The organism is Humibacter ginsenosidimutans (assembly GCF_007859675.1).
In the GTDB taxonomy this organism is placed as follows: Bacteria; Actinomycetota; Actinomycetes; order Actinomycetales; family Microbacteriaceae; genus Humibacter; species Humibacter ginsenosidimutans.
This window is the reverse complement of sequence record NZ_CP042305.1, coordinates 4,119,090-4,144,567: the sequence shown is the minus strand read 5'-3', so window position 1 is coordinate 4,144,567 and position 25,478 is coordinate 4,119,090. Positions and strand designations below refer to the sequence as shown.

Annotated in this window: 25 protein-coding genes and 2 pseudogenes; 8 read left to right on the top strand and 19 right to left on the bottom strand. The window is 68.6% G+C overall.

Features of this window, described 5'->3' with window-relative positions; genetic code table 11:
* Positions 1 to 12: 12 nt before the first annotated feature.
* The 7 genes from FPZ11_RS18965 to FPZ11_RS18935 form a co-directional block, all read right to left on the bottom strand.
* Complete coding sequence (locus FPZ11_RS18965; RefSeq protein ID WP_146322552.1) at positions 13 to 798, bottom strand: F0F1 ATP synthase subunit delta; 786 nt, start codon at positions 796 to 798, stop codon at positions 13 to 15.
* Positions 798 to 1,349: a F0F1 ATP synthase subunit B gene (locus FPZ11_RS18960; protein WP_146322551.1), complete on the bottom strand. Its 552-nt coding sequence runs from the start codon at positions 1,347 to 1,349 to the stop codon at positions 798 to 800. Before FPZ11_RS18960 ends, FPZ11_RS18965 begins: the two co-directional genes overlap by 1 nt.
* 48 nt (positions 1,350 to 1,397) lie before the next feature.
* Positions 1,398 to 1,619 (bottom strand): ATP synthase F0 subunit C, encoded by a 222-nt coding sequence (atpE, locus tag FPZ11_RS18955; protein WP_146322550.1) that lies wholly within the window; start codon positions 1,617 to 1,619, stop codon positions 1,398 to 1,400.
* Between the two features lie 51 nt (positions 1,620 to 1,670).
* A complete protein-coding gene (gene atpB / locus FPZ11_RS18950) occupies positions 1,671 to 2,474 on the bottom strand; it encodes a F0F1 ATP synthase subunit A (protein WP_246846415.1) in 804 nt (267 codons plus the stop codon).
* Positions 2,475 to 2,581: 107 nt separating this feature from the next.
* Entirely contained in the window at positions 2,582 to 3,103 is a 522-nt protein-coding gene (locus tag FPZ11_RS18945; protein ID WP_146322549.1) for a Cg1360 family ATP-synthase-associated protein, read from the bottom strand.
* Positions 3,100 to 4,278, bottom strand: coding sequence for an MraY family glycosyltransferase (locus FPZ11_RS18940; RefSeq protein ID WP_146322548.1), 1,179 nt, complete (start codon positions 4,276 to 4,278; stop codon positions 3,100 to 3,102). The genes FPZ11_RS18945 and FPZ11_RS18940 overlap by 4 nt, the downstream gene beginning before the upstream one ends.
* The gene (locus FPZ11_RS18935; RefSeq protein WP_146322547.1) at positions 4,275 to 4,985 is read right to left on the bottom strand and encodes an L-threonylcarbamoyladenylate synthase; all 711 of its coding nucleotides are present in this window, start codon (positions 4,983 to 4,985) and stop codon (positions 4,275 to 4,277) included. Before FPZ11_RS18935 ends, FPZ11_RS18940 begins: the two co-directional genes overlap by 4 nt.
* Positions 4,986 to 5,139: 154 nt before the next feature.
* On the opposite strand from FPZ11_RS18935, the gene FPZ11_RS18930 reads away from it, so the two are divergent.
* The 3 genes from FPZ11_RS18930 to FPZ11_RS18920 all read left to right on the top strand — a co-directional run bounded on the left by FPZ11_RS18930 (position 5,140) and on the right by FPZ11_RS18920 (position 8,053).
* Complete coding sequence (locus tag FPZ11_RS18930; protein ID WP_146322546.1) at positions 5,140 to 6,147, top strand: ATP-binding cassette domain-containing protein; 1,008 nt, start codon at positions 5,140 to 5,142, stop codon at positions 6,145 to 6,147.
* Positions 6,144 to 6,956, top strand: coding sequence for an ABC transporter permease (locus FPZ11_RS18925; RefSeq protein ID WP_246846414.1), 813 nt, complete (start codon positions 6,144 to 6,146; stop codon positions 6,954 to 6,956). The genes FPZ11_RS18930 and FPZ11_RS18925 overlap by 4 nt, the downstream gene beginning before the upstream one ends.
* Before the next feature lie 158 nt (positions 6,957 to 7,114).
* Entirely contained in the window at positions 7,115 to 8,053 is a 939-nt protein-coding gene (locus FPZ11_RS18920) for a TetR/AcrR family transcriptional regulator C-terminal domain-containing protein (protein ID WP_146322545.1), read from the top strand.
* 6 nt (positions 8,054 to 8,059) lie between these two features.
* Here FPZ11_RS18920 and prmC read toward each other — a convergent pair.
* Positions 8,060 to 8,969 (bottom strand): annotated as a pseudogene (gene prmC, locus FPZ11_RS18915) (peptide chain release factor N(5)-glutamine methyltransferase).
* A 170-nt stretch (positions 8,970 to 9,139) separates the two neighbouring features.
* On the opposite strand from prmC, the gene cysK reads away from it, so the two are divergent.
* Positions 9,140 to 10,078 carry a cysteine synthase A gene (gene cysK / locus FPZ11_RS18910; protein ID WP_146322544.1) on the top strand — a complete coding sequence of 313 codons (939 nt, stop codon included), beginning with the start codon at positions 9,140 to 9,142 and terminating at the stop codon, positions 10,076 to 10,078.
* Positions 10,079 to 10,091: 13 nt separating this feature from the next.
* On the top strand, positions 10,092 to 10,679 hold the full coding sequence (epsC, locus tag FPZ11_RS18905; RefSeq protein WP_146322543.1) for a serine O-acetyltransferase EpsC: 588 nt from the start codon (positions 10,092 to 10,094) through the stop codon (positions 10,677 to 10,679).
* A 131-nt stretch (positions 10,680 to 10,810) separates the two neighbouring features.
* On the opposite strand, the gene FPZ11_RS18900 is transcribed toward epsC, so the two are convergent.
* On the bottom strand, positions 10,811 to 11,158 hold the full coding sequence (locus FPZ11_RS18900) for a hypothetical protein (protein WP_146322542.1): 348 nt from the start codon (positions 11,156 to 11,158) through the stop codon (positions 10,811 to 10,813).
* A 51-nt stretch (positions 11,159 to 11,209) separates the two neighbouring features.
* Positions 11,210 to 11,530 (bottom strand): hypothetical protein, encoded by a 321-nt coding sequence (locus FPZ11_RS18895; protein ID WP_146322541.1) that lies wholly within the window; start codon positions 11,528 to 11,530, stop codon positions 11,210 to 11,212.
* An 85-nt stretch (positions 11,531 to 11,615) separates the two neighbouring features.
* Here FPZ11_RS18895 and FPZ11_RS18890 point away from each other — a divergent pair, with 85 nt between their 5' ends.
* Together FPZ11_RS18890 and FPZ11_RS18885 are read left to right on the top strand one after the other, a co-directional pair.
* Entirely contained in the window at positions 11,616 to 11,948 is a 333-nt protein-coding gene (locus tag FPZ11_RS18890; protein ID WP_210415922.1) for a FitA-like ribbon-helix-helix domain-containing protein, read from the top strand.
* Positions 11,869 to 12,309 carry a type II toxin-antitoxin system VapC family toxin gene (locus FPZ11_RS18885; RefSeq protein ID WP_168203918.1) on the top strand — a complete coding sequence of 147 codons (441 nt, stop codon included), beginning with the start codon at positions 11,869 to 11,871 and terminating at the stop codon, positions 12,307 to 12,309. The genes FPZ11_RS18890 and FPZ11_RS18885 overlap by 80 nt, the downstream gene beginning before the upstream one ends.
* A 4-nt stretch (positions 12,310 to 12,313) precedes the next feature.
* On the opposite strand, the gene FPZ11_RS18880 is transcribed toward FPZ11_RS18885, so the two are convergent.
* Positions 12,314 to 13,150 (bottom strand): Cof-type HAD-IIB family hydrolase, encoded by an 837-nt coding sequence (locus FPZ11_RS18880; protein WP_146322539.1) that lies wholly within the window; start codon positions 13,148 to 13,150, stop codon positions 12,314 to 12,316.
* Between the two features lie 119 nt (positions 13,151 to 13,269).
* Between FPZ11_RS18880 and lepB the strand changes: the two genes are divergently transcribed.
* A complete protein-coding gene (lepB, locus tag FPZ11_RS18875; protein ID WP_146322538.1) occupies positions 13,270 to 14,007 on the top strand; it encodes a signal peptidase I in 738 nt (245 codons plus the stop codon).
* A 30-nt stretch (positions 14,008 to 14,037) separates the two neighbouring features.
* On the opposite strand, the pseudogene prfA reads toward lepB, so the two are convergent.
* The 8 genes and pseudogenes from prfA to argS form a co-directional block, all read right to left on the bottom strand.
* Positions 14,038 to 15,115, bottom strand: a pseudogene (gene prfA / locus FPZ11_RS18870) (peptide chain release factor 1).
* 146 nt (positions 15,116 to 15,261) lie between these two features.
* The gene (gene rho, locus FPZ11_RS18865; RefSeq protein ID WP_210415921.1) at positions 15,262 to 17,442 is read right to left on the bottom strand and encodes a transcription termination factor Rho; all 2,181 of its coding nucleotides are present in this window, start codon (positions 17,440 to 17,442) and stop codon (positions 15,262 to 15,264) included.
* Positions 17,443 to 17,699: 257 nt separating this feature from the next.
* Entirely contained in the window at positions 17,700 to 18,626 is a 927-nt protein-coding gene (gene thrB, locus FPZ11_RS18860) for a homoserine kinase (protein ID WP_146323011.1), read from the bottom strand.
* An 80-nt stretch (positions 18,627 to 18,706) separates the two neighbouring features.
* Positions 18,707 to 19,807 carry a threonine synthase gene (thrC, locus tag FPZ11_RS18855; RefSeq protein ID WP_146322536.1) on the bottom strand — a complete coding sequence of 367 codons (1,101 nt, stop codon included), beginning with the start codon at positions 19,805 to 19,807 and terminating at the stop codon, positions 18,707 to 18,709.
* A 1-nt stretch (position 19,808) separates the two neighbouring features.
* The gene (locus FPZ11_RS18850; RefSeq protein WP_146322535.1) at positions 19,809 to 21,158 is read right to left on the bottom strand and encodes a homoserine dehydrogenase; all 1,350 of its coding nucleotides are present in this window, start codon (positions 21,156 to 21,158) and stop codon (positions 19,809 to 19,811) included.
* Positions 21,155 to 22,636 (bottom strand): diaminopimelate decarboxylase, encoded by a 1,482-nt coding sequence (gene lysA, locus FPZ11_RS18845; protein ID WP_146322534.1) that lies wholly within the window; start codon positions 22,634 to 22,636, stop codon positions 21,155 to 21,157. Before lysA ends, FPZ11_RS18850 begins: the two co-directional genes overlap by 4 nt.
* A 148-nt stretch (positions 22,637 to 22,784) precedes the next feature.
* Entirely contained in the window at positions 22,785 to 23,654 is an 870-nt protein-coding gene (locus tag FPZ11_RS18840; protein ID WP_146322533.1) for an LmeA family phospholipid-binding protein, read from the bottom strand.
* A gap of 51 nt (positions 23,655 to 23,705) precedes the next feature.
* A complete protein-coding gene (argS, locus tag FPZ11_RS18835) occupies positions 23,706 to 25,388 on the bottom strand; it encodes an arginine--tRNA ligase (RefSeq protein ID WP_146322532.1) in 1,683 nt (560 codons plus the stop codon).
* Positions 25,389 to 25,478: the final 90 nt, after the last annotated feature.

Here is a 25,478-nt window from a genome sequence, read left to right as displayed (position 1 = left end):
CGTGGGCCGGCGTCAGCCGGCGAGTCGAAGTCGCAGATCTGCGAGGCGGTTGGCGATGCTGCCGTCGATCACTTCGTCGCCCACCTGCACGCGCAGGCCTCCGACGAGTTCGGGATCGACGGTGACGTCGAAGCGGGGCGTGCGACCGTACCGGGCGGTGAGCGCGGTGCGAAGGCGGTCGAGCTGCTCGGTCGTCGGCGCCGTCGCCGCCGTGAGCGTGACGACGATGGCGTCGGCATCGTGGGCGACGATGTCGGCCACTCGCGAGATCAACTCACCGATACGCCTGCCGCGCTGGTTCTGCACGACGTAGCGCAGCAGCACGATGGTCGCCTCGGACGCGCGGCCGGTCAGCAGCGCATCGACGAGGGCGACCCGACGCTCGGGATCGCCCAGCTTGCTGCCGAGCGCGAGTTCCAGCTCTGCGTCGCTCTCGACGGCCTTGGCGAAGGAGAACAGCTCGGACTCGATGGTCCCGTCGTCGCCGGATGCCCTGGCGATCGCGCGGATGCCGATCTCCTCGACCGCGTCGAGGAACTGATCGGTGCTCGACCACCTGGAGTCCGCCATGCCGACGAGGAGCGACGACGCGGTCTCATCGAGCGACCGGAAGATCGTGCGGACGAGCTGACCCTTGTTCGCCGAGTCGGGGTCGGACAGCACCGAGCGGAGCTGCGCCGATCCATCGATGATCCGGCCGGCCGACAGCAGTTGCTCACCGGTCTGGATCGTCACGGTCGGAGCGGCCGAAAGGGCCGCCTCCGCCGCGGCGAGAGACTCTCGAGTCGCTGATCCCACTACTTGCCAGCCTTCGACTTCTCGTCGGCCTCGAGGTCGGCCAGGAAGCGGTCGACGATGGCCTCGGCGCGCTTGTCGTCGGAGAGCACCTCACCGACGATGCTCGACGCGAGGTCGAGGGCGAGGGTGCCGACGTCGTTGCGCAGCGATGCGAGGGCGGCTGCGCGCTCCGACTCGAGCTGCACCTGCACGTTCGCCGTGATGCGGGCGGCCTCTGCCGTGGCCTGCTCCTTCATCTCGGCGATGATGCCCGCGCCATCGGCACGAGCCTGCTCCCGGATGCGTCCCGCCTCTGAGCGGGCCTCTGCGAGCTGAGCCGTGTAGTGCTCGAGCGCCTCATTGGCCTCGTTCTGCAGGCGCTCGGCACGAGCGATGTTGCCATCGATGGCCTCGCGACGCTCGTCGAGGAGCTTGTTGAGCCGCGGAAGCGCATAACGGAGGAAGAACACGAGGAGGATCAGGAAGACGATCGTTCCCCAGAGCAGATCCGGAATGGACGGAAGGACCGGGCTGTGGGTCTCTTCCGCTGCGGTGACGAGGGCGCTAAGCACTCAAACTCCTTGGCTCAGAATGCCGACAAATGGGATCGACAGCACCTATTACGGCGCGGGGAACGGGATGAAGGCGACGGCGATGGCGATGAAGCAGAGGGCCTCCGTCAGCGCGACACCGAGGAACATGAGGCTGGTCAGGCGGCCCTGGAGCTCGGGCTGGCGAGCGACGGACTCGATCGTCTTACCGATCACGTAACCGACGCCGATACCGGAGCCGATGACTGCGAGGCCGAATGCCAGCGGTGCAAGCTGTCCGACGATATTCATTGATGGTTCCTTTCGAGGGGTTTTACTGCGGTTGATTCCGTGAGGAGCGGATCAGTGCTCTTCGGCGACCGCGAGCTGGATGTAGATGGCAGAGAGGATCGCGAAGACGTACGCCTGAAGCACCGCGACGAACAGGTCGAGGACGGTGAAGACGATGGCGAAGGCGAAGGATCCGATGCCGAGCAGGCCGAGCAGGTTGCCGTCGGCGAGCACCGTGAAGAAGAAGAACTGGGTCGCCAGGAAGCACAGCACGGCGAGCATGTGCCCGGCCAGCATGTTCATCGTGAGTCGGAGCGTCAGCGTCACCGGACGCACGATGAAGGTGGAGAGGAACTCCAGCGGGGCGAGCAGCGGGTAGAGGAACCACGGAACACCGGGGACGAACAGCGAGTCCTTCCAGAACCGCCACCCCTTCTCCCGCATGCCCGCGTAGATGAACATGCCCCACGAGACCACCGCCATCACGAGAGGAAGGCCGATCAGTGCGGTGGGCGCGAGCTGGAACCCCGGAATGGATCCCATCAGGTTCATGCCGAGGATGAGGAAGAAGAACGTGAACAGGATCGGCTCGTAGCGCTTGCCGATCCGCTCGCCGAGCGTGTCGTAGATGATGCCGTTGCGCACGAACCCGACCATGTACTCGAACGCGGTCTGGATGCGCGAGGGGCGCAGCTTCATGTTCCGCGTGCCCAGCCAGAAGACCAGGATCAGCAGAACGAGGACCAGAACGCGGATGAGCATCACGCGGTTCATTTCGAACGGCGTTCCCGCGAAGAGAACCGCGGGAGGGAAGAAGTCGTCGATCGAGGGACCGGTGAAGCCGCCGTCAGAGCCATTGCCGTTGGCAGACAGCACCGTAGTGAGAAGTGTTGGCGTTATCAGAGCATTCTCCGGCGTCAGGCGTTCAGAAAAGGAACGGGGTCGGGGGTGGCAGAAGACAGCATATCAAAGACCAAACGGCGTCAGGACCGGTCTTCCGGGTCTCGCTCGTCAAGACCTCGCTCTTCTTCTCCAGGCAAAGTCACATCACTTGCATAGGGAACGCGGGTGCGTGCAAAGGCGACGAGATCGAGCACGAGCGAGCCGAGCACGACGATGATCACGACCACGAAGTAGACGCGTCCGTCGATCCACGACTGCGAGCGCAGCAACAGCGTCAGCACCACGAAGATGACGAGCTTGACGAAGTACGTGCCGATCACCGTTCCGAAGAACACCGGCGAGGTCAGGTCGCCCTTCGCGAGGCGTCCGCCGATGAGGATGCTGACAGCGGTGATACCGAGGAAGACTGCCGAGAGGATGCCGCCGAGCACTCCGCCCCAGAGTCCGGGAAGGCCGGCGACGAGCATCCCGACCACCGCTCCGACCACGGTCACGACCGCGGCGAAGATCGCTCCGTCGCGGAGTGCCCGCTTCAGCATCGGCGCAGCGCTGAGCCGCGTCTTGGTGCGGGGATTGCGGGCCCCGTTCGGTCGATCGGTCATCGGATCTCGTCTTTCGGTCTCGGTGCGGTGTCGTCGGGTGCGCCGACCGCGAGCGGGTCCGCCGTCTTGCGCCGCCCCAGCGGAGCGAGCGTGAACGCCGTGCACACCACGAGGCCGACGCACAGGAACAGCACGGCCGGCCAGATGGGCTGGAAGAAGAAGAGCAGGCATCCCACGGAGACGACGGCGGTCCAGGCGTAGAAGATGAGCACGGCCTGCAGCTGGGAATGCCCCATGTCGAGCAGACGATGGTGCAGATGCTTGCGGTCGGCGCTGAACGGTGACTTTCCGGCCCGTACCCGGCGGAACACCGCCAACACGAAGTCGAGCAGAGGAACGATCAGCACGGCGAACGGCAGGATGATCGGGATGAAGGCGGGGAACAGCGATCTGGCGCCGCCCTGCTGCAGGGCGGAGGGCTCGATCTGGCCCGTGACCGCGATCGCGGAGCATGCCATCAGCAGACCGACGAGCAGTGCCCCGGTGTCGCCCATGAACATGCGCGCCGGATGCCAGTTCAGCGGAAGGAAGCCAGCGCAGGCCCCCACGAGGATGATCGCGATCACCGAGGCGAGGCTGAAGTAGTTCGAGGGACTGGTGCGCACGGTGATCAGGTAGCTGTAGATGAAGAACACGCCGTTGGCGATGAGCGCGACGCCGGCGACCAGGCCGTCCAATCCGTCGATGAAGTTGATCGCGTTCATCACGAGCACGATCGCGAACACGGTCATGACCACGCTCATCGTGGGGGAACCGACCGTCACTCCGCCGCCGAGCGGCAGCGAGTAGATCTGCACGCCCAGCCACGCGACGAGACCGGCGGCCACGAACTGTCCGGCGAGCTTGGTCATCCAGTCGAGGTCCCACAGGTCGTCGGCGACGCCGATCACGACGATCAGCAGTGCTGCGCCGAGGATGGCCAGCACCGGGGTCGGGTCGGAGAACACGACGCCGAGCAAGGGGAAGCTCGAGGAGAACAGGTAGGCGACGCCGAACGCCACGACGATGCCGAGGAACATGGCGACACCGCCCAGCCTCGGCGTGGGTCTGGTGTGCACGTCGCGCTCGCGGATGCGGGGGTACAGCTTGTACTTCAGCGCCACCCGCCACACCACGATCGAAAGCACGAACGTCACGATCGCCGTGATCAGACCGATGGCCAGGAGAAGCTTCATGTGGGCTGCTGATCCCCTGCCGGCTCGTCGTCGAGCGCGTCGCCGACGACCTCGCGGATCTGCTCATCGGAGATGACGCCGTGACGCAGGATGCGCAGCTTGCCCGAGCCGGAGGCGAGCGCCGTGGCATCCACGATCGTCGATGAGGTCTCCGTCACATCGGCGTCCGCGTAGTCGACGCCCACCGTACCGCCGTCGAGATAGACCTGCACGGACTCGCCGAGCATCTCCTCGGCCCCTCGGGCCGTGGTGGCCGCCGGCATACCGGTCTTGTTCGCCGACGACACGGCAAGCGGACCGGTGGAGCGCAGCAGCGCCAGCGCGATGGGGTTGTTCGGCATGCGCAGCGCGACGGTGCCCTTGGTCTCGCCGAGGTCCCAGGAGAGGGACGGCTGTGCGGGCAGCACGATCGTGAGGCCGCCGGGCCAGAAGGCGCCCGCGAGATCGCGCGCCTCCTGCGGAACGGTCTCCGCGAGTGCGTCGAGCGTGGCGAGAGCGGGGATGAGCACGGGCGGCGGCGACTGGCGGTCGCGGCCCTTCGCGTTCAGGAGCGCCGTGACGGCGGCCGCGCTGAAGGCGTCGGCGCCGATGCCGTAGACGGTGTCGGTGGGCAGGACGATGAGCTCGCCGGACTCGATCGAGGCACGCGCTTGCTTGGTGCCCTCGGCGAGCCCGTCGTCGTCGGAGCAGTCGAAGAAGGAGGTCATGACCCAGCGATTCTATTCGGTGAGAAGGGACCGTCCCTGTGATCGCCGCGTGACCGCAGCGCCTTGCTGTTTGAAAACTCACTGTTTACATCGCACACTGTTTATGTAATACACTTCGAGTACGCCATACACAGATCGAAGGGAAGGCGATGGCATGACCACGACACATCGGCAGCCGGTCATCGAGGTGACCGGACTGCGCAAGGCGTACGGAAAGCACGCGGTGCTCGACGGCGTCGACCTGCACGTGGGGCGCGGCGAGATCTACGCGCTGCTCGGCCCCAACGGTGCCGGCAAGACCACGACGGTGAACATCCTCTCCACGCTGGTGCGGCCCGACGCCGGGAGCGCGCGCATCGGCGGCGTCGACGTGCTGGCGCGGCCGGCTCAGGCGAAGCGGATGTTCGCGCTCACCGGCCAGTACGCCTCGGTCGACGAGTTCCAGACCGGCACCGAGAACCTCGCCATGATGGCCACGCTGAACCACGTGCCACGAGCCGAGCGCAGAGGCCGGGTACGGCACCTGCTCGAGGCGTTCGACCTCATGGACGCCGCGAACAAGAGGGTCGGCGGCTATTCGGGCGGAATGCGCCGCCGACTCGACCTCGCGATCAGCCTGGTGGCCACGCCGCCCGTGCTCTTTCTCGATGAGCCGACGACGGGGCTCGACCCGCGCAGCAGAGCCCAGCTCTGGTCGCTCGTCGACGAGCTCGCGAACGCGGGCACGACCATCCTGCTCACCACGCAGTATCTCGACGAGGCAGAACGGCTCGCCGACCGCGTCGGCGTCATCGACGGCGGCGTCATCGTCGCCACGGGCACTCCCGATGAGCTCAAGTCGCAGGTGAGCGGTGACCACATCGTCTTCACCTTCGAGACCAGGGATGACGCGCAGCGAGCCGCGGCATCGGCCGGCGGCAAGGCGGGCGTCGAGGTCGTCGACGACGACACGGCTGTGCGGATGCCGACGGTGGATGCCGTCGCGGACATCCGTGGCTTCCTCGCGCACACGGCGAGCGCGGGCATCCAGGTGACGGACATCGCGATCGTGGGACCGACCCTCGACGACGTGTTCCTCACGCTCACCGGACGCCCGGCGACGACCGGCGCCGACGGCGACACGAAGCAGAACGACAGCACGCAGAAGGAGAAGGCGGCATGACCACCATCACGATGACACCCACGATGCCCGCCGATCGCACCAGCGGCGGCGGACTCGGCAGGGCGATCTCCGACATCGTCGCGATGTCGGGACGCGAGATCAGGCGCACTCTGCGCAGCGTCGACTCGCTCGTGACCGCATTCGCCATTCCGGTGTCGATCATGCTCGTGTTCGTCGTGATCTTCGGCGGCGCCATCGAGTCGGACGGCGACTACGTGAACTACGTCGTGCCGGGAACCCTCGTGCTGTGCCTCGGCTTCGGGGCGGCGGCCACCGCGATCGGCGTCGCCCAGGACGTCGCCACCGGCACCGTGAACCGCATCAAGACCCTGCCCGTGATGGGCTCGGCCGTGCTGCACGGACACGTCGTCGCCAGTGTGCTGCGCAATCTCGCAGCAGCTGTTCCCGTCATCGGCGTCGCGCTGCTGCTCGGCTTCCGTCCGGCGGCAGGGGTCGCGGGCTGGATCGGCGTCGTGCTCTTCTGCGTCGCGATCATCGTCGCGTTCACCTGGCTGAGCGTGCTGGGCGGTCTGCTGCTGAGCGTGGACGCCGCGTCGTCGATCAACTTCGTGTTCCTCTTCCTGCCCTATCTCTCCAGCGGCTTCGTGCCCGTGGACACGATGCCGTCCTGGCTGCACGGATTCGCCGATCACCAGCCGTACACGCCGATCATCGAAACGCTCCGCGACCTGATGAGCGGAACGGCGCCGGGCGCGAACCTGTGGGTGGCGCTGGCGTGGCTGGCGGGCATCCTGATCGTCGGCGCCGTCGGGTCGGCGCTCGTCTTCGGTGGGCGCGTCAAGGGCTGACCCTCGGCCGCATCGGCGGCGACCGGAAGACGCAGTCGTGCGCGGTGGATGCCGCACCGTGCACGACTGCGCGCCCGTCCCGACGGTCGGCTCACTTAAACTGACGGCACCGTTGCGCACTGCACGAGCACCGTGGACCGATCATTGCGAGGAGCGTGATGTCCGACACCGAAGCGTCGCCTGAGCCGGCACTGCCGCACGCCGTCGCCCTCTCCTGGGGCGTCGCAGAGCGCCCGCAGCGCGGCCCGAAGCGCGAGCTCAGCATCGAGCGCATCGTGGATGCCGCGATCGAGATCGCCGATGCCGAAGGACTCGGCGCCGTCTCGATGGCGAAGGTCGCCTCCGCGCTCGGATTCACCACGATGTCGCTGTACCGCTACGTGACGAGCAAAGACGATCTGCTGCTGCTGATGCAGGATGCCATCGCCGGGATCGAGCTCCCCGAGCCGCCCGATGACGACTGGCGTGCCGGGCTGAAGCAGTGGACGCTCGGGAACGTCGAGGCGCTGAAACGGCATCCCTGGTACAGCCAGCTGCCCATCACGAGCGTGCCGATGACCCCGAACACGATGCGTCTCATCGACACGGCCCTTCGTGCGCTGCGACCCGCGCCGCTCACCGACAACGAGAAGATGGCGTGCGTGCTGCTCGTCGCCTCCTACGCGCGCGCGGTCGGCGGAGTGCAGGGCTCGATCGCGGAGTCCGGGGCGTCGCCGGAGGAGGTGAGCGGGTCGGCGTATGCTTCCGTGCTCGCTTCGCTCATCACGGCCGACCGCTTTCCCGACCTCGCCCCCGTCGTCACCTCCGGTGCCTACACCTCCGACGATTACGACGACTTCGCGTTCGGGCTGGAACGGATGCTCGACGGCATTCAGCGCTACATCGACGAGGGCGGTTCCAGCGCCGCGCCGACGTCGTCCGACGACACGGAAGCGCGAGACAGCGCCCTCTACAGTTCAGACAAACGTGTCAAGGAAGCGGCCAAGGCACGGCGCGAGGCGGAGAAGGCTCTGCGCGACGCCCGCAAACGCGAGCGCGATGCGCTGAAGACAGCGCGCGAGCGCGCCGAGAACGCGAAGGCGAAAGCCGCGCGCTGACGAGGCTCAGCGCACCGCCGTCGTGACACGATCACGCATCGTGAGATCGACGTGCGTCGCCGTCGCATGCCAGCCGTCGGCGGTGAGGATGCCCCGCACCGCCTGCCCCTGATACTCGCCGTGCTCGATGGCGAGAAGTCCGCCGGGCCGAAGCAGCCGCAGCGCCCGCAGCGAGAGCGCGCGCACCACGTCCAAGCCGTCGTCTCCCCGTACAGCGCCGCCGGCGGATCGAAGAGGCGCACCTCGGGATCGCGCGGAATCGCGTCATCGGGCACGTAAGGGGGTTGGACGCGACGACGGCTGCGCGGCCGTCGAGGTCGGGAAGGGCATCCGCGAGATCGCCGTGCACGAGCTGGAGGTTGGTCACCCCGGCCTCGTCGATGTTGCGCCTGGCCCACACGTGCGCCTCAGTGGACCGCTCGACGGCGAAGACGATCGCGTGCGGAACCTCCGTCGCCATCGCGAGCGCGATCGCACCGCTGCCCGTGCCGAGGTCGACGCCGATCGGCTCCGGCTCGGCGGTCGCACGCAAGGCGTCGATCGCCAGTTGCGCCAGCAGCTCCGTCTCCGGCCGCGGCACGAAGACGCCGGGCCCCACAGCAAGCTCGAGAGACCGGAAGGGCGCTCTGCCCGTGATGTGCTGCAGCGGCTCCCGCCCTGCGCGCCGGGCGACCAGCGCACGCACGGCAGCAGCCTGTTCGGCGGAGACCGCGGCATCCATCACCGCCTGAGCCTGAACGCGGCCACGGCTCGCACCGAGCACGTGGCCGACGAGCAGCTCGGCGTCGACTGTCGGATCGACGATGCCCGCCTCGGACAGCACGGCGGCGGACTCCCGGAGCAGGTCGCGCAGCGCGATGGCGTCGGGAACCGTCGGGTCGGCCGTCGGCTCGGCGCGTCGTGCGTCGTCGGGCATGCTGCTCGCTCCTCGGGATTCGTGCTGTCGCGGCCTCCGGCGAAGCCGAGCGCTCGTCATGAGCACGTCACACAGGCCGCGTCTGCCGCGCGTCAAGAATAGGCTGCAGAAGCGGGCGTCGCTCGACGTCTCGTTCTGAGGCCGTACCTCGACCCACGAAGGACAGATCCATGACCGGCAACGTCTACTCCGATATCACCCAGGTCGTCGGAAAGACCCCTCTCGTTCGACTCAACAACGTCACCGACGGTGCGGGCGCGACAGTGCTCGCCAAGCTCGAGTTCTACAACCCGGCCGCCAGCGTGAAAGACCGCATCGGCGTCGCGATCATCGACGCCGCCGAGAAGTCGGGTGCGCTGAAGCCCGGCGGCACGATCGTCGAGGGCACCAGCGGCAACACCGGCATCGCACTCGCCTTCGCCGCAGCCGCCCGCGGTTACAAGCTCGTCATCACCATGCCCGAGACGGCCAGCAAGGAGCGTCGCGTGGTGTTGCGCGCCTTCGGCGCCCAGGTCGTGCTCACCCCCGGCGCCGACGGCATGCGCGGCGCCGTCGAGAAGGCCAAGGAGATCGTCGCGAACACCGACAACGCCATCTGGGCGCAGCAGTTCGCCAACCAGGCCAACCCGACCATTCACCACGACACGACCGGTCCCGAGATCTGGGAAGACACCGCCGGCGACGTCGACGTGCTGGTCGCAGGCATCGGCACGGGCGGAACCATCACGGGAGCCGGCGCGTACCTGCGCGAGCAGAAGCCCGAGATCGGCATCATCGCCGTCGAGCCGGAAGAGTCGCCCATCCTCAACGGCGGTGCGCCAGGACCGCACAAGATCCAGGGTCTCGGCGCGAACTTCGTGCCGGAGGTGCTCGACACCTCCATCTACGACGAGGTGATCGACGTGAACGCGGATGCCGCGATCGCCATGGCCCGCAGGCTCGCGGCGGAGGAAGGCATCCTCGGCGGCATCTCGTCGGGAGCCGCCGTGCACGCCGCCGTCGAGGTCGCCAAGCGGCCGGAGAACTCCGGCAAGACGATCGTCGTCGTGGTGCCCGACTTCGGCGAGCGCTACGTGTCGACCGTGCTCTACGCAGACCTGCAGGACTGAGGCCGCCGCAGCGATGACCGTACTCTCCCGGATGCGCGAAGACATCGCGAACGCCAGACGGCACGACCCCGCCGCGCGCAGTGATCTCGAGATCGCCCTCGCGTACTCCGGGCTGCACGCCATCTGGCTGTACCGTATTGCGCACCGCTGGTGGCTCTCCCCCGGGCTCAAGACGCCGGCGCGGCTGCTCTCGCAGTTCGCCCGGTTCCTGACCGGGATCGAGATCCACCCGGGAGCCCGCATCGGTCGCCGCTTCTTCATCGACCACGGCATGGGCGTCGTGATCGGCGAGACCGCGGTCATCGGCGACGACGTGATGCTGTACCACGGCGTCACCCTCGGCGGCAAGTCGCGGGGGCGGGGCAAACGGCATCCCACGCTGCGCGCCGGCGTCGTCGTCGGCGCCGGCGCGCAGGTGCTCGGAGACATCGTGCTCGGGGAGCGCTGTGTTGTGGGGGCGAACGCGGTCGTCGTGAAGTCGGCTCCGGCGGACTCGGTGCTGGTGGGGATACCGGCGCACGCGCGGCCGCAGGATGCTCCGCGTCATCACGCACAGGTTCGGGAAGACGAGGCGTGGCTCGATCCGGGGATTTACATCTAAGGTCTCTCCCCCAACGTCAGGCAGGGGGATCTGAGTTCCGGTGACATGCCCCCGCCGCGCTGGGCGCGGCTCCCGCCAGACCCGATGCCAGCCCCCGGAACTCAGATCCCCCTGCCTGACTCCGCCGTCACTCACGGGCTCGCGTGGTCATTCCGATTCAGTCGGCCCGCGACGTCGGGCGGGGAGAGGTGGGGGGTGGCACGTCGTCGGCGGCGACGGGTGAGCGTGCGGCGGAGCAACCAGATCGCGGCGAGGGCGAGGAGTGCGAGCGGGAGCAGTTCGGGAGCGGTGATGAAGGCTCCGAGCAGGATCTCCAGCGCCTCGAAGCCGATCAGGGAGGCGGCTGCGACCCAGATCCAGCCGCCGAAGAGAGACAGCCGCAGGTGCAGCCGGTGGATGCTGCGGCGCGCGACGAGCGCACACAATCGGGTCAGGCGAAGGGTTCTGCTGCGGGCGCAGCGCGGCACGGAATCGGACATGCGGGTACTCCAGGTCGACGGATGGGGATGCTTCTTCCCCGCCCGGAGTCGCTACGCGACCGCCACCTGAGCGGGGACTCCCCCGCGACCCGGCGCCCTGGCACCGCGCCCACCGACCGGGCGCACGAGCACAACGACACCGGCCGACAGCACGGCAGAACGACGCCGATCCCGCACGCGAGACGCGGCCGCGGGTCGGTCCGCTGAACGGAGCGCGACGCGCACGGCGACAGCCGCTGCGACCACGAGCATCCCGACCGCCGCGACCAGCGCGACGATCACGACGGCCGACGGCTCCGCGTGAATCGTGAGCCTCAGCCAGGTGTCGGCGACGACGAGCCACGTGAGCAGTGCACCCGCGATCCCGGTCATGTCGCCTCCCTCGGGCACAAAGCCTAGCGAGCCATCCCCAGGCGACAGTTATCCACAGATCGCTGACCTGGCGCATGTGCATCACATGTATCCCGAGAGCATGGCCGTGATGCTGCAGGTGAGGAACCTCCCCGATGACGTGCACGCCAAGCTCAAGGAGCGGGCACGCGATGCCGGCATGTCCCTTTCCGACTACGTGGCGCAGCAACTCGCCGGACTCGTCACCTATCGCAGCAACGCGGAGATCTTCGAGGATGCCCGACGGCGCGCACACGGAAGCGAGCGGCCGACGGTCGACGAGATCGTTCGCGGAATACATGAGGCGAGGGCGGAACGGGATGCGGGTCTCTTCGACGGCGACGGCGTCTACGGCCCCGACGGCATCTTCGGCGACACCGGTCCGGATCGTCGTCGATAATTCCGCGCTCATCAGGTGGCTCGCCGCGGGCGATGTCGCCGAACGATGGTTCACCGCGGACCTGCGCGCGCCCACGCTCGTCGACTACGAGTTCGTGCACGCTCTGCGCGGAATCGTGCGAGGAGGCGCACTCACCCTCAGCCGAGCCCGCGAAGCCCTCGACCTGTTCGGCGAGCTGACGATCGAGCGTCACGCAGCGCACCGGTTGCTGCAGCCCATGTGGCACCTGCGCGACGATCTGAGCACCTATGACGCGAGCTATGTCGCCCTCGCGCAACTGCTCGGGGCACCGTTGGTCACCCTCGATCTGCGGCTCGCTCGCACTGTGCGTCGCTGGTGCGAGGTCATCGTGCCGGAGTGAGGGCTCAGGGGCGGCCGGCCGAGAACGCGTCATCGACGCCGAGCAGGTGCCGCAGCACGGTGATCACGCCCTCGTCGGCGTTCGACGGCGCGTCGAAGCGTGCCACCGCCTTCACCTCGGGGTGGGCGTTCTGCATCGCGTACGACAGATCGGCGGCCTGCAGCAGCTCCACGTCGTTGAGATAGTCGCCGAATGCCGCGGTCTGCTCGGCCGTCACGCCCAGAGACTTCTGCAGCGCGCGCAGGGCCGTGCCCTTGTTGACACCCGCCGCCATGACATCGACCCAGTGCGCACCGGAGACCACCACCTGGTGCGTGTCGCGGAAGGCCGCGAGCGCCGGAGCGACCTCGTTCTCGGCGTCGCCGAAGTCGTAGACGGCCACTTTGATGATGTCGTCGAGGTGATCGCCGAGGTCGGCCACGACCGCGTGCTCCAGGTAGTACTTGCGCACCTCGACCAGGAACGGCTCGTCGTCGCGCTCGATGTACGCACGGCGGGTGCCGCACAGCACCACGCCGAGATCGACGCCGTTCTCGGATGCCCCGCGCAGCGCATCCAGAACCGCACGCACGAAGGATGCGTCGATTCTGGACGAGCTCACCTCACGTCCGTCGTGCACGACGTAGGTGCCATTCTCGGCGATGAACGCCATGCCCTCGGCGTCGCGCTCGAACGTGTGGAACAGCGTCGCGTACTGTCGCCCGCTCGCGGGGACGAATGCGATGCCGCGCTCGCGCATCACGTCCAGGAGCGGCCAGAGCCGGTCGGGAACGTGGCCATCGGCATCCAGCAGCGTGCCGTCCATGTCGGCGGCGACGAGCCGGAGGTCGGGGAGCGTCATCGTTCGAGCGTAACGGCACGCGGCACGCAGCTTCGCGCGAAGCACAGGCGCCGATCGCGCAGAATCGCCAGCGCGCCGCAGCGAGGTCAGCAGCATCCGCATGTGATTGACTCGCGTGCATGGGCAGCGCGACGGCGGGCGAGGATGCACGCGGTCGCGGCGCATCCTCGGCCCGAGGCCGTCGCCGGTCGCGACTGCTCCTGCTGCGCGATCTGGCCATCATCATCGTGGCCGCGCTGCTCGTGTCGTTCCTCGTCAAGACGTTTCTGGTGCGGTCGTTCTACATTCCGTCGGGCTCGATGGAGAACACGCTGCAGATCAACGACCAGATTCTGGTGAACGAGCTCGAGCCCGGACTCGTCCCCATCCACCGCGGCGACGTCGTCGTCTTCACCGACCCGGGCGGATGGCTTCAGCCCGACGAGGAGAAGACGAACACCACACCGATCGAGTGGGTGCTCTCTGTGATCGGCCTCGCCGCTCCCGACAGCAACAATCACCTGGTCAAGCGCGTGATCGGCCTGCCAGGCGATCACGTGAGCTGCTGCAATGCGCTCGGACAGCTCGAGGTGAACGGCTCACCACTCGTCGAGCCCTACGCGGTCATCCCGCCAGGGGACACGGACGCCGCCAGCGTGACCTTCGACGTGACCGTGCCGAAAGGCGAGCTCTGGGTGATGGGCGACAACCGGTATCACTCGCAGGACTCGTCGCTCAACCAGGGCCTGCCCGGTCACGGATTCGTGCCGGAGTCCGACGTCGTCGGGCGCGCGTTCGTCATCACGTGGCCGATCGGGCACTGGTCGTGGCTCGGCGACTATCCCGACACGTTCCGATCGGTGTCGGGCCCTCCGTAGTCATCGCTGCCGCCGGGTGCGGCGACGAGCTCAGTCCTCGCCCAGGGCGCCCAGCCGCGCCTCTTCGTCGGCTTGGATGGCGGAATCGATCACCGGGTCGAGCGCGCCGTTCATCACCTGGTCGAGGTTGTAGGCCTTGTATCCGGTGCGGTGGTCCGCGATCCGGTTCTCCGGGAAGTTGTAGGTGCGGATGCGCTCCGAACGGTCCATGCCGCGGATCTGCGACTTGCGGGCATCGGAGGCCGCGGCATCCAGCTCCTCCTGCTGCTTCGCGAGCAGACGAGCGCGCAGCACGCGCATGCCGGCCTCGCGGTTCTGGATCTGCGACTTCTCGTTCTGCATCGACACCACGATGCCGGTAGGAACGTGCGTGATGCGCACGGCGGAGTCCGTCGTGTTCACCGACTGACCGCCGGGGCCCGACGACCGGAACACGTCGATGCGCAGGTCGTTCGGGCTGATCTCGATCTCTTCGGGCTCGTCGACCTCGGGAAAGACGAGCACGCCCGCCGTCGAGGTCTGGATGCGCCCCTGCGACTCCGTCACCGGCACCCGCTGCACGCGGTGCACGCCGCCCTCGTACTTGAGGTGCGCCCACACACCCTGCGCGGGGTCGGGCGAGTTGCCCTTGATGGCGACCTGCACGTTGGTATAGCCGCCGAGATCGGTCTGGTCCTGCTCCAAGAGCTCGGTCTTCCAACCCTTGGAGTCCGCGTAGTGCAGATACATGCGCAGCAGGTCGGCGGCGAACAAAGCGGACTCCGCTCCCCCCCGCACCGCCCTTGATCTCCATGATCACGTCGCGTCCGTCGTCGGGGTCGCGCGGGATGAGCAGGCGGCGCAACTTCTCCTGGGCCGCGGCCAGCGACTCCTCGAGCGCGGGCACCTCCTCGGCGAACGCGTCGTCTTCTTTGGCGAGCTCGCGGGCGGCATCCAGGTCGTCGCCGTGCGACTTCCACGATTCGTAGGCGGCCTTGATCTGGCTCAGCTCGGCGTACCGGCGGTTCACCTTCTTGGCGCGGGCGGGGTCGGCGTGCAGCGCGGGGTCGGCGAGCTGCTCCTGCAGCTGCTCGTGCTCGTCGAGCAGGGTCTGGATGGAGTCGAACATGTGCTGCTCCCGGATGACTGTGGTGCTGTGGGTGGTGCCGTGGTGACGAAGGGTTCGCCGCGCGTGCGACGAAATGCCGGATGCCCGCTCGGGCCGCGCCCACCGAGGTCGGCAGGGCGCGCCCGTGCGGGCATCCGGTGACGTTGCTAGCGGTGGTCGTTCTCGTGCGCGTGCGAGTGCGCGACGCCGTGACCGTTCGTGGGCGCCGGCATCGACTTCTGCATCTGCACGAGGAACTCCACGTTGGAGCTGGTCTCCTTGAGCTTGCCGAGCACCACCTCGAGCGCCTGCTGCTGATCGAGGCCCGCAAGGGCGCGACGCAGCTTCCAGGTGATCTTCACCTCGTCGGCGCTCATCAGCATCTCCTCGCGGCGCGTGCCCGACGCGTTCACGTCGACGGCCGGGAAGATGCGCTTGTCTGCGAGCTGACGCGACAGGCGCAGCTCCGAGTTGCCGGTGCCCTTGAACTCCTCGAAGATGACCTCGTCCATCTTGGACCCGGTCTCGATGAGCGCCGTGGCCAGTATGGTCAGCGACCCGCCGTGCTCGATGTTGCGCGCTGCGCCGAAGAAGCGCTTCGGCGGGTAGAGCGCCGACGCGTCGACACCGCCGGAGAGGATGCGACCGGATGCCGGCGCCGCCAGGTTGTACGCGCGGCTGAGGCGCGTGATCGAGTCGAGCAGCACGACGACGTCGTGGCCCAGCTCCACCAGGCGCTTCGCGCGCTCGATGGCGAGCTCGGCGACAGTGGTGTGGTCTTCGGCGGGACGGTCGAACGTGGACGCGATGACCTCGCCCTTGACCGTGCGCTGCATGTCGGTGACCTCTTCGGGCCGCTCGTCCACGAGCACGACCATGAGGTGCACCTCGGGGTTGTTCGTGGTGATCGCGTTGGCGATCTGCTGCATCACGATGGTCTTGCCGGCCTTGGGCGGCGCCACGATGAGGCCGCGCTGACCCTTGCCGATCGGAGCGACCAGGTCGATGATGCGCTGCGTGAGCTTGGTGGGCTCGGTCTCCAGCCGCAGGCGCTCCTGCGGGTAGAGCGGGGTGAGCTTGGTGAACTCGACGCGGTTCTGCGCCTCGTCGTTGGACTGGCCGTTGACGGAGTCCACCTTGACGAGCGCGTTGTACTTCTGGCGTCCGGTGTTCTCGCCCTCGCGCGGCTGGCGGATGGCGCCGACCACGGCGTCGCCCTTGCGCAGGTTGTACTTCTTCACCTGGCCGAGCGAGACGTACACGTCGCTCGGGCCGGGCAGGTAGCCGCTCGTGCGCACGAACGCGTAGTTGTCGAGCACGTCGAGGATGCCCGCCACGGGGATCAGCACGTCGTCTTCGAGAATCTCGGGCTCGACCTCGTCACCGGCACCGCGACGCTTGCGGTCGCGGTAACGGCCACGGCCGCCGCGCTCGTCGTCGCCCTGCTGACCCTGGTTCTGCTGGCCGCCCTGGTTCTGGCGGTTGTTCTGCTGGCCCTGCTGGCCGTTCTGGCCGCGCTGGTTCTGGCCCTGCTTCTGCTGGGTCTGCTGACCGCCCTGGCCCTTGTTCTGCTGGCCGTTCTGGTTCTGCTGATCGCTCTGGCCCTGCTCGGCGTCCGCGGCCTGCTGGCCGTTCTCGGCCTGGCCGTTCTCGCCGCGGCGGTTCTTGTTGCGGCCGCGGTTGCGACGGCCCTGACGCGGCTGCTGCTCGCCCTGGGCGCCCTCCGGCGTCTCAGCGGCGGCAGCGGCATCCTTCTCGGACGCCTTCTGCTCGACGTCCGACGACGTGTCGGCGGCGGAGGCCTCGGTCGCAGCATCGCGTGCCGCGGGAACAGCCTGGGCATCGTCGGCGCCCGAGTCGTCGGCGAGCGGCGGGAGGCCGGCCTCGCCGTGGTTCACGTGGCCAGCGGCGGACACCGTGTGGCCGCCGTCGACGCTCGTGACGCGACGGGAGCCGCGACGCGCGCGCGCCGGCGGGGTCTGCAGGTCGAGAGCGGCCTGCAGGGCTGCCTCGGCCTGGGCCGGGCTGAGCTCCGACTCGGCGGGCGCCTGAGCATCGGATTCCGCGCTCGGCGCGGTCGCGGGGACGGCTTCGTCCTCGACCGGAAGCTCGAGCTGCGCGGCGACCGTCGGCTCGACCGCGGCAGGAGCCGCTGCACCGCGCGCCGCCTCGATGGCGGCGACGAGCTCGCCCTTGCGCAGCTTCGCCGCGCCGGAGATGCCCAGCTCGGAGGCCAGGGCCTGCAGCTGCGGCACACGCAGCGCCGACAGATCGGTGGTGGAGTCCGCGCCATCGGCGCGGAGATTGACATCAGTCACTGAAGAGGATTCCTTTCCTCTGGCGGGCATAGATGCACCTCGCCCAGAGTGCGTGCCGTACGAATGCCGCCCGGTCGTGGTTCGACCGCGTGCGTCGGGGATCGCCACGCGGACTGCGAGCGGGTACGACAGCAGTGAGTTACAAGAATTTCACCCGATCACCGGATTCGCGCTACGTGCGCGCCACCCGGTGGGTGCGGCCAGTCTACCACCGTCGGCATGTCGTTCGGGCCACGCGTCGTCGCGCGGCGCGCCGCCGCTCCAGCACGTCGACCCGACCGACACGGCTACGGGGTGCCGGCCGTTCGCTGCACGGTGGCGCCGAGAAAGTCGACGGCCAACATGAGCGGCTGCCACACGGTCTCCGCCGAGTCGGCGACGAGACTGGCTGCGGCGAGGCGCTGCGCAGGATCGCTGCACAGCACCAGGATCGAGGGCCCGGCGCCCGACACGACGGCCGGGAAGCCCGCGGCGCGCAGTGCCGAGATGAGCCGGTTGGTCTCCGGCATGGCCTGCGCACGATAGTTCTGATGCAGCTTGTCCTCGGTGGCCGCCAGCAGCAGCTCAGGACTCTGCACGAGAGCCGCGATGAGGAGCGCCGAACGCGACACGTTGAAGACCGCGTCCTCGTGCGGCACCGACTGCGGCTGCAGGCTGCGCGCGAGAGCCGTGGACATCACGTGCTCCGGAACGAACACCAGGGGCGACACGCCCCGATGCACCATCAGCTTCTTGTGCGCGGGACCGGTGCCGGACATCCACGCGATGGTGAGGCCGCCGAAAAGGGCGGGGGCGACGTTGTCAGGATGCCCCTCCAACTCCGTCGCCAGCGCGAGCAACTGCGCCGCGTCGAGCTCGACGATGCCCTCGAGCAGCCCCTTCGCCGCCACGATCCCCGACACGATGGCAGCGCCGGAGGAACCGAGGCCACGGCCGTGCGGGATGGAGTTGTTGGCGATGAGCTGCACACCGGGCATCGGCACGCCCGCCGCCGCGAACGTGTGCGCGATGGAGCGCACGACGAGGTTGGTCTCGTCGGTCGGCACCTCGCCCTCGCCGACGCCGTGCACCGTGACGGTCGCTCCCGGCGCCTCGCGCACGGTGACCGTGAGGTCGTCGTAGAGAGCGAGCGCCAGACCGAGCGTGTCGAATCCGGGGCCGAGGTTGGCCGACGTCGCCGGCACCTTGACGCGCACCGAGCGCCCGACGGGCACACGGTCGAGCGTGGTCGCCGCGCCTGCCGACGCCTGCCCGACTCCCGCGCCGGAGACCGGCGATTCGCCGCCGAACTCGCTCACACCGCGTCCGTCGGGCTCGCGGCGGCGCGGCTGAGGCCGAGCACGTCGGCGATCTCCGCGACGTCCACGGGAACGGACGTGGGCTGCACCTCGCCGCCGCCGGGAAGACGAAGAGCCCACTGCGGGTCCTTCAGGCCGTGGCCGGTGACCGTGAGCACGACACGCGAGCCGGCAGGGACATCCCCCGCCTCCGCGCGCTCGAGCAGGCCGGCGACGCTGATCGCACTGGCGGGCTCGACGAAGATGCCCACCTCGGCGGAGAGGATGCGCTGAGCGGCGAGGATCTTCTCGTCGTCGATGGCGCCGAAATAGCCGTTCGTGGCCTCGCGCGCCGCGATCGCGAGCTCCCACGACGCCGGGTTGCCGATGCGGATGGCGCTGGCCACCGTGTCGGGGTCTTTCACCGGGTGTCCGAGCACGATCGGCGCGCTGCCCGCTGCCTGGAAGCCGAACATGCGGGGCAGCTTCGTGGAGATCCCGCGCTCCGCCTCCTCGGTGTAGCCGCGCGTGTACGCGGTGTAGTTGCCGGCGTTGCCGACCGGGATGAAGTGGAAGTCGGGGGCGTCGCCCAACACCTCGACGACCTCGAACGCCGCCGTCTTCTGGCCCTCGATGCGGTCGTTGTTCACCGAGTTGACCAGGTGCACCGGGTAATTGGCGGCGAGGTCTCTGGCGATGTCGAGGCAGTCGTCGAAGTTGCCGCGCACCTGAAGAAGCTCGGCGTTGTGGGCGATGGCCTGGCTCAGCTTGCCCATCGCGATCTTGCCCTCTGGCACGAGAACGACGGCCTTGATGCCGGCGTGGGTCGCGTAGGCGGCGGCTGAGGCGGAGGTGTTGCCCGTCGACGCGCAGATCACGGCCTTCGCGCCCTGCTCGACGGCCTTCGAGACCGCCATGGTCATGCCGCGGTCCTTGAAGGAGCCCGTCGGGTTCATGCCCTCGAACTTGACGTAGACATCCGCCCCGGTGCGGCGCGAGAGCGCGGCCGCGGGAATGAGCGGCGTGCCACCCTCGCCGAGCGTGACGATCGGCGTCGCCTCGCTCACGTCGAGACGGTCGGCGTATTCGCGCAGAACGCCCTGCCATTGGTGGGCCACGTCAGGCTCCTTCAACTCGTAGAACGGAGGTCACGGCCACGACTTCCCCGCTGTCGCGGAGGGCGCCGACCGTGGCCGCCAGTGCGGATTCGAACGCCACATGCGTTCCGATGACCAGCGTAGCCGTGCCGGGAACGGCATCCCGACCGGCGGATTGGCCGTCGGATGCCAGCGCGGCGTGCGCGACCGTCTGGGTGAGCGTCTCGACCGACACGTCGTGCGAAGCCAACGTGGCGGCGACGCGCGAGAGCACGCCGGGGGCGTCGGTGACGCGCAGCGTGATCTGGTAGCGCGTGCGCACCGCCTCTGCGCCGAGCACGGGGAGATCGGCGCGCGTCGACTCGGCGACACCTGGCCCGCCGACGACGTGGCGCCTGGCTGCGGAGACCACATCGCCCAGCACCGCCGAGGCCGTCTGCAGGCCGCCGGCACCGGCCCCGTAGAACATGAGGTCGCCTGCTGCCGCTGCCTGCACGAAGACGGCGTTGTGCACGCCGCGCACGGCGGCCAGCGGATGCTCCCTCGGCACCAATGCCGGATACACGCGCGCCGAAACGCCCTCGACACCGTCTTCGCCGACCACGCGCTCGCAGATGGCGAGCAGCTTGATCACGTAGCCTCCGGCGCGCGCGGCGTCGACCTGTTCCTTCGTGACGCTCGTGATGCCCTCGCGATACACGGAGCCGAGCGGCACACTCGTGTGGAAGGCCAGGCCTGCGATGATCGCGGCCTTGGCCGCGGCATCGTAGCCCTCGATGTCGGCGGACGGATCGCTCCGCTCCGCGTAGCCGAGCTCGGTCGCCACGGCGAGCGCGGACTCCATGCTCTCCCCCGCCGTGTCCATGCGGTCGAGGATGAAGTTGGTGGTGCCGTTGACGATGCCGAGGATGCGCTCCACCCTGTCGCCCGCGAGGCTCTCGCGCAGCGGCCGGATGATGGGGATCGCGCCGCCGACGGCTGCCTCGTAGTAGAGCTGCGCGCCCACCTGCTCGGCGGCGGCGAACAACTCGGGTCCGTGCTCGGCCAGCAGCGCCTTGTTGCCGGTGACGACGTCGGCGCCCGAGGTGAGCGCGAGCAGCACGTACTCCCGCGCGGGGTCGATGCCGCCCATCAGCTCGACGACGATGTCCGCGCTCAGGATGAGGGAGCGCGCGTCGGTCGTGAAGAGCTCGCGCGGGAGGTCGGCGCGGCGCGGGGCATCCACGTCGCGCACCGCGATGCCGACGAGTTCGAGCCCGGCACCGATGCGGGATGCCAGCTCGTCGCCGTGCTCGAGCAGCAGCTTCGCCACCTGGGAACCGACGGATCCGGCCCCGAGCAGCGCGACCTTCAGGGTTCGGTATTCGATCACTTCGCCCCCTCCTGGCGATCGGCGCGGGCCAGCGGACCCGGCGCATCCTCATGCCGCCGCTCCACGGCGGGCGCGGTCTCTGCGTGCCGCGCCCCGAGGTCGCGGACGAGCAGGTCGTCGACGGTCTCGCCGCGCACGATCATGCGTGAGGCTCCGTCTGACACCGCGACCACGGCGGGCCGCGGCAGATAGTTGTAGTTGCTCGACAGCGACCAGCAGTAGGCGCCGGTCGCCGCCACGGCGAGCACATCGCCCTCGGCGACGTCAGCGGGCAGGTACTCGTCGTTCACGACGATGTCACCCGACTCGCAGTGCTTGCCCGCCACCCGCACGAGCACAGGCTCGGCGGGCGAGGTGCGCGAGACGATGCGGGCCGAGTAATCGGCCCCGTACAGCGCGGGACGTGCGTTGTCGCTCATGCCGCCGTCGACGCTGACGTACAGACGCTGAGCCGGTGTGCCGTCGGCGTCGAGGTTCACGGGCTTGGTGGTGCCGACCGTGTAGAGCGTGACACCTGCAGGCCCGACGATGTAGCGGCCGGGCTCGAACGCCACGACGGGAAGCGGGATATTCGCCCGCTCGCACTCCGCCGCGAGCACCTGGGCAACACGCTGCGCCAGGTCTTCGATGCGGTCGGGTTCATCAGCGCTCGTGTAGGCGATGCCGAATCCCCCGCCGAGGTTCAGCTCGGGCACCGGGCCGCCGGCCAGCAGCCTGGCATGCACGGCGACGAGCCGCGCCGCGGATTCGGCGAAACCGTCGGCGCCGAAGATCTGCGAGCCGATGTGACAGTGCAGGCCGACGAATTCGAGACCGTCGTGCGAGCGGATCAGCGCCACGAGCCGTTCGGCGTCGTCGAGCGCGACGCCGAACTTCTGGTCCTCATGCGCTGTCGCGAGAAACTCGTGGGTGTGCGCGTGCACGCCGGTGCGCACCCGGAGCCGCACGCGCTGCACGCGCCCGTGGGCGGATGCTGCCTGCGCGACCCGCGCGATCTCCTGCTCGGAGTCGATCACGATCGTGCCGACTCCGACCTCGATCGCACGGTCGATCTCCGCACGCGACTTGTTGTTGCCGTGCAGGCCGAGCCGGCCGGCATCCACTCCCGCCGCCAGCGCCACCGCGAGTTCGCCGCCGCTGGCGACGTCGATGCGCAGACCGGCCTCGGTGACCCAGCGGGCGACCTCGGTGCTGAGGAACGCCTTGCCCGCGTAATAAACCTCTGCCGTGGTGTCCACGCGCTCGAAGGCGTCGGTGAAGGCCAGGCGCACGCGCTCGGCGAGCTCACGCACCACGCGCTCGTCGAGAACGTAGAGCGGCGTCGCGTAGTCGGCGACGAGGTCGTCGACGCGAACACCGCCGATCACAGCGACGCCGTCGTCGGTTCTGCGGATGCCTGTAGGCCAGACCTCGGGAACGAACGCGTTGCCGTCGTCGGGGGCGTGCAGCCAGTCTGGGGCCAGCGGGTTGTCGGGCACGAAAGGTCACCTCGAACAGTTGGGATGGGCTGGCGAGCGGATCCGGATTGACCCCTGAAGCCGAGAGACGATGCGCGAATGCGCGGCCCCAAAAGTGTATCCGCTGGTATCCCAACCCCGGAAAACGAGCGCGTCACACGCGGCTCTGTCAGCCGCAGGAGCCCTTGGTCTGCAATGTCTCGTCGCTGAGCACGAAGTCGTTCGCGCGCACGGAGACGTGGGCGACGTCGTCCTCGACCGTGAGGCCCGTCACATCGATGCCCTTCGGCAGGTACTGCGCGACGCAGATCGAGATCTGCGACGGCAGCAGGTCCTTCGCGAACCGCGTCACGTCGAGCGACCCGCCACCGGCCGTCACGCTCACGTTCTGCGGCGAGAGCACGACGGTGTCTCCGCCCTTCAGCGTCGGAGTCACGGACGCCGTGTACCCGACATCGATGCCGAGAATCTGGCCGGTTCCCTTGAGCCCCACCTCGTTCTGCTTCAGCGTGACCGTGGTGCCGTTCGGCAGGTCGACGAGGCCGTTGACGGCGCGCTGACCGATCGTCATCGACCCGTCGATGCGCTGGACCGGCTTGGAGAAGTCGGTCGGCACGCCGTGTGCGACGATGTTCGCGCTCAGCCTGTTGCCCTGCACGAGCACGTCGCTCGACGTCAGTTCGATCTTCTCGAACCGGCCGCTCAGGTACTGCCCGATCACCGAGAACCCGTCGATCTTCACGGAGAGGTCGTTCGCGGTCACGTCGTCGGGCAGTTGCGAGCGGATCTCGTCGCTCACGGCGTTCTGTGCGACCTGGCGCAGCACGGCATCCGTCACGAAGAAGAGCACGACGAGCACCGCCACCACACCGACGATCCACACGGCGGCCTTCAGACCGCGGCGCCGACCGGGCGCGGGCCCGTCGCCGGCGCCGTCTGCGGACGGTTCGGGATGCCCGAGGGCGGCATACGGCTTCGTCGGCGACTCGTCCGCCCGGTACGGCGGCAACGGCTCCGTCGGCTGATCCTGATTCGACATGGTCCCCCGGTTCGCGTGGTGTGCGGCTCGCACGAGGCGTGCCGCCGGTGGCTACATGCGCTCGGGCGCCGAGACGCCGAGCAGGCCGAGCCCGTTGCGGATGACCTGGCCCGTCGCGTCGTTGAGCCAGAGCCGGGTGCGGTGCACGTCGGTGATGGGCTCCTCGCCGAGCGGGATGACGCGGCAGTTGTCGTACCACTTGTGGTACAGCCCCGCGACCTCCTCGATGTACCGCGCGACGCGGTGCGGCTCGCGCAACTCCGCCGCCATGGCGACGATGCGCGGGAACTCCTGCAGTGCGCCGAGCAGAGCGGATTCCGTCTCGTGCGTGAGCAGCTCCGGCGCGAACGCGCTGCGCGTCACACCCGCCGCCTCGGCGTTGCGTGCTACCGAGCGGGTGCGGGCGTGTGCGTACTGCACGTAGTACACGGGGTTGTCGTTGGAGTGGCTGCGCAGCAGCTCGGGGTCGAGCGTGAGCGGAGAGTCCGCAGGTGAGCGACCCAAGGAGTAGCGGAGAGCGTCTGTTCCGAGCCACTTCTGCAGGTCGGTGAGCTCGATGATGTTGCCGGCCCGCTTCGAAAGCCGAGCGCCGTTGACGCTCACGAGCTGTCCGATCAGCACCTCGATGTCACGATTCGGATCGTCTCCTGCCGCGCCGGCGAGCGCCCGCAACCTGTGCACGTATCCGTGGTGGTCGGCGCCGAGCAGGTAGATCTTGTGCTCGAAACCGCGGTCGGACTTGCTCAGGTAGTACGCCGCGTCGGCCGCGAAGTAGGTGTAGACGCCGTTGCTTCGCCGGATGACCCGGTCTTTGTCGTCGCCGAAGTCGGTGGTGCGCACCCAGACGGCGTCGTCCGCATCGAAGACGTGACCCTGCTTGCGCAACCGGCCCACGGCGTCGTCCACGAGGCTCGTGCCCGTCTGGGGGTTCTTCGCGTGCAGCGTGCGCTCGCTGAAGAACACGTCGAACTCCACGTTGAAGTCCTTCAGCGACTGACGGATCTCGGCCAGCTGCAGGTCGTAGGCGAGCTCGCGGGCCGTGGCGAGGGCATCCTCATCGGGCAGCGACAGCAGGTCGGGCTCGCGCTCGAGCACGGCGGCTGCGAGGTCGGCGATGTACTGGCCCGGGTAGCCGCCCTCCGGCGTGGGCTCGCCCTTGGCCGCAGCGAGCACGGAGTCGCCGAACTTGTCCATCTGGGCGCCCGCGTCGTTGATGTAGTACTCGCTGGCGAGCTCGGCACCGGATGCCTTCAGCACGCGCGCGATCGAGTCGCCGAGCGCCGCCCACCTGGTGTGTCCGATGTGCAGCGGACCCGTCGGGTTCGCGGAGACGAACTCGAGATTGATCGTTCGTCCGGCCTGCGTGACGTTGCGGCCATACTCCTCGCCCGCATCGACGATCGTCTTGGCGAGCGCGCCTGCGGCCGCCGCATCGAGGCGGAAGTTGATGAAGCCTGGGCCAGCGACCTCTGCCTGGGCGACCCCGTCGAGCCGCTCGCTCTCCAACGCGATCTCCTGCGCCAACTCGCGCGGGTTCACGCCGAGCGGCTTCGCCAGGCGCATGGCCGCGTTCGACGCCCAATCGCCGTGATCGCGGTTCTTCGGACGCTCCAGCCGGATGTCCGCGCGCGACAACAACGGAGCCGTCTCAGTCGATCCCTGCTCGGCGCGTCGAGCGTCCACCACGCGCGTGACGATGGCGTACAACTGGTCGGCGAGCTGATCGGGATTCACGACGGCCAAGTCTATCGGCCGCAGGCTGCGCACCCGCCGCGCATCGGGCATCCTCACCGGCGCTTGCTATTCTCGTGCGCACGCGATCCC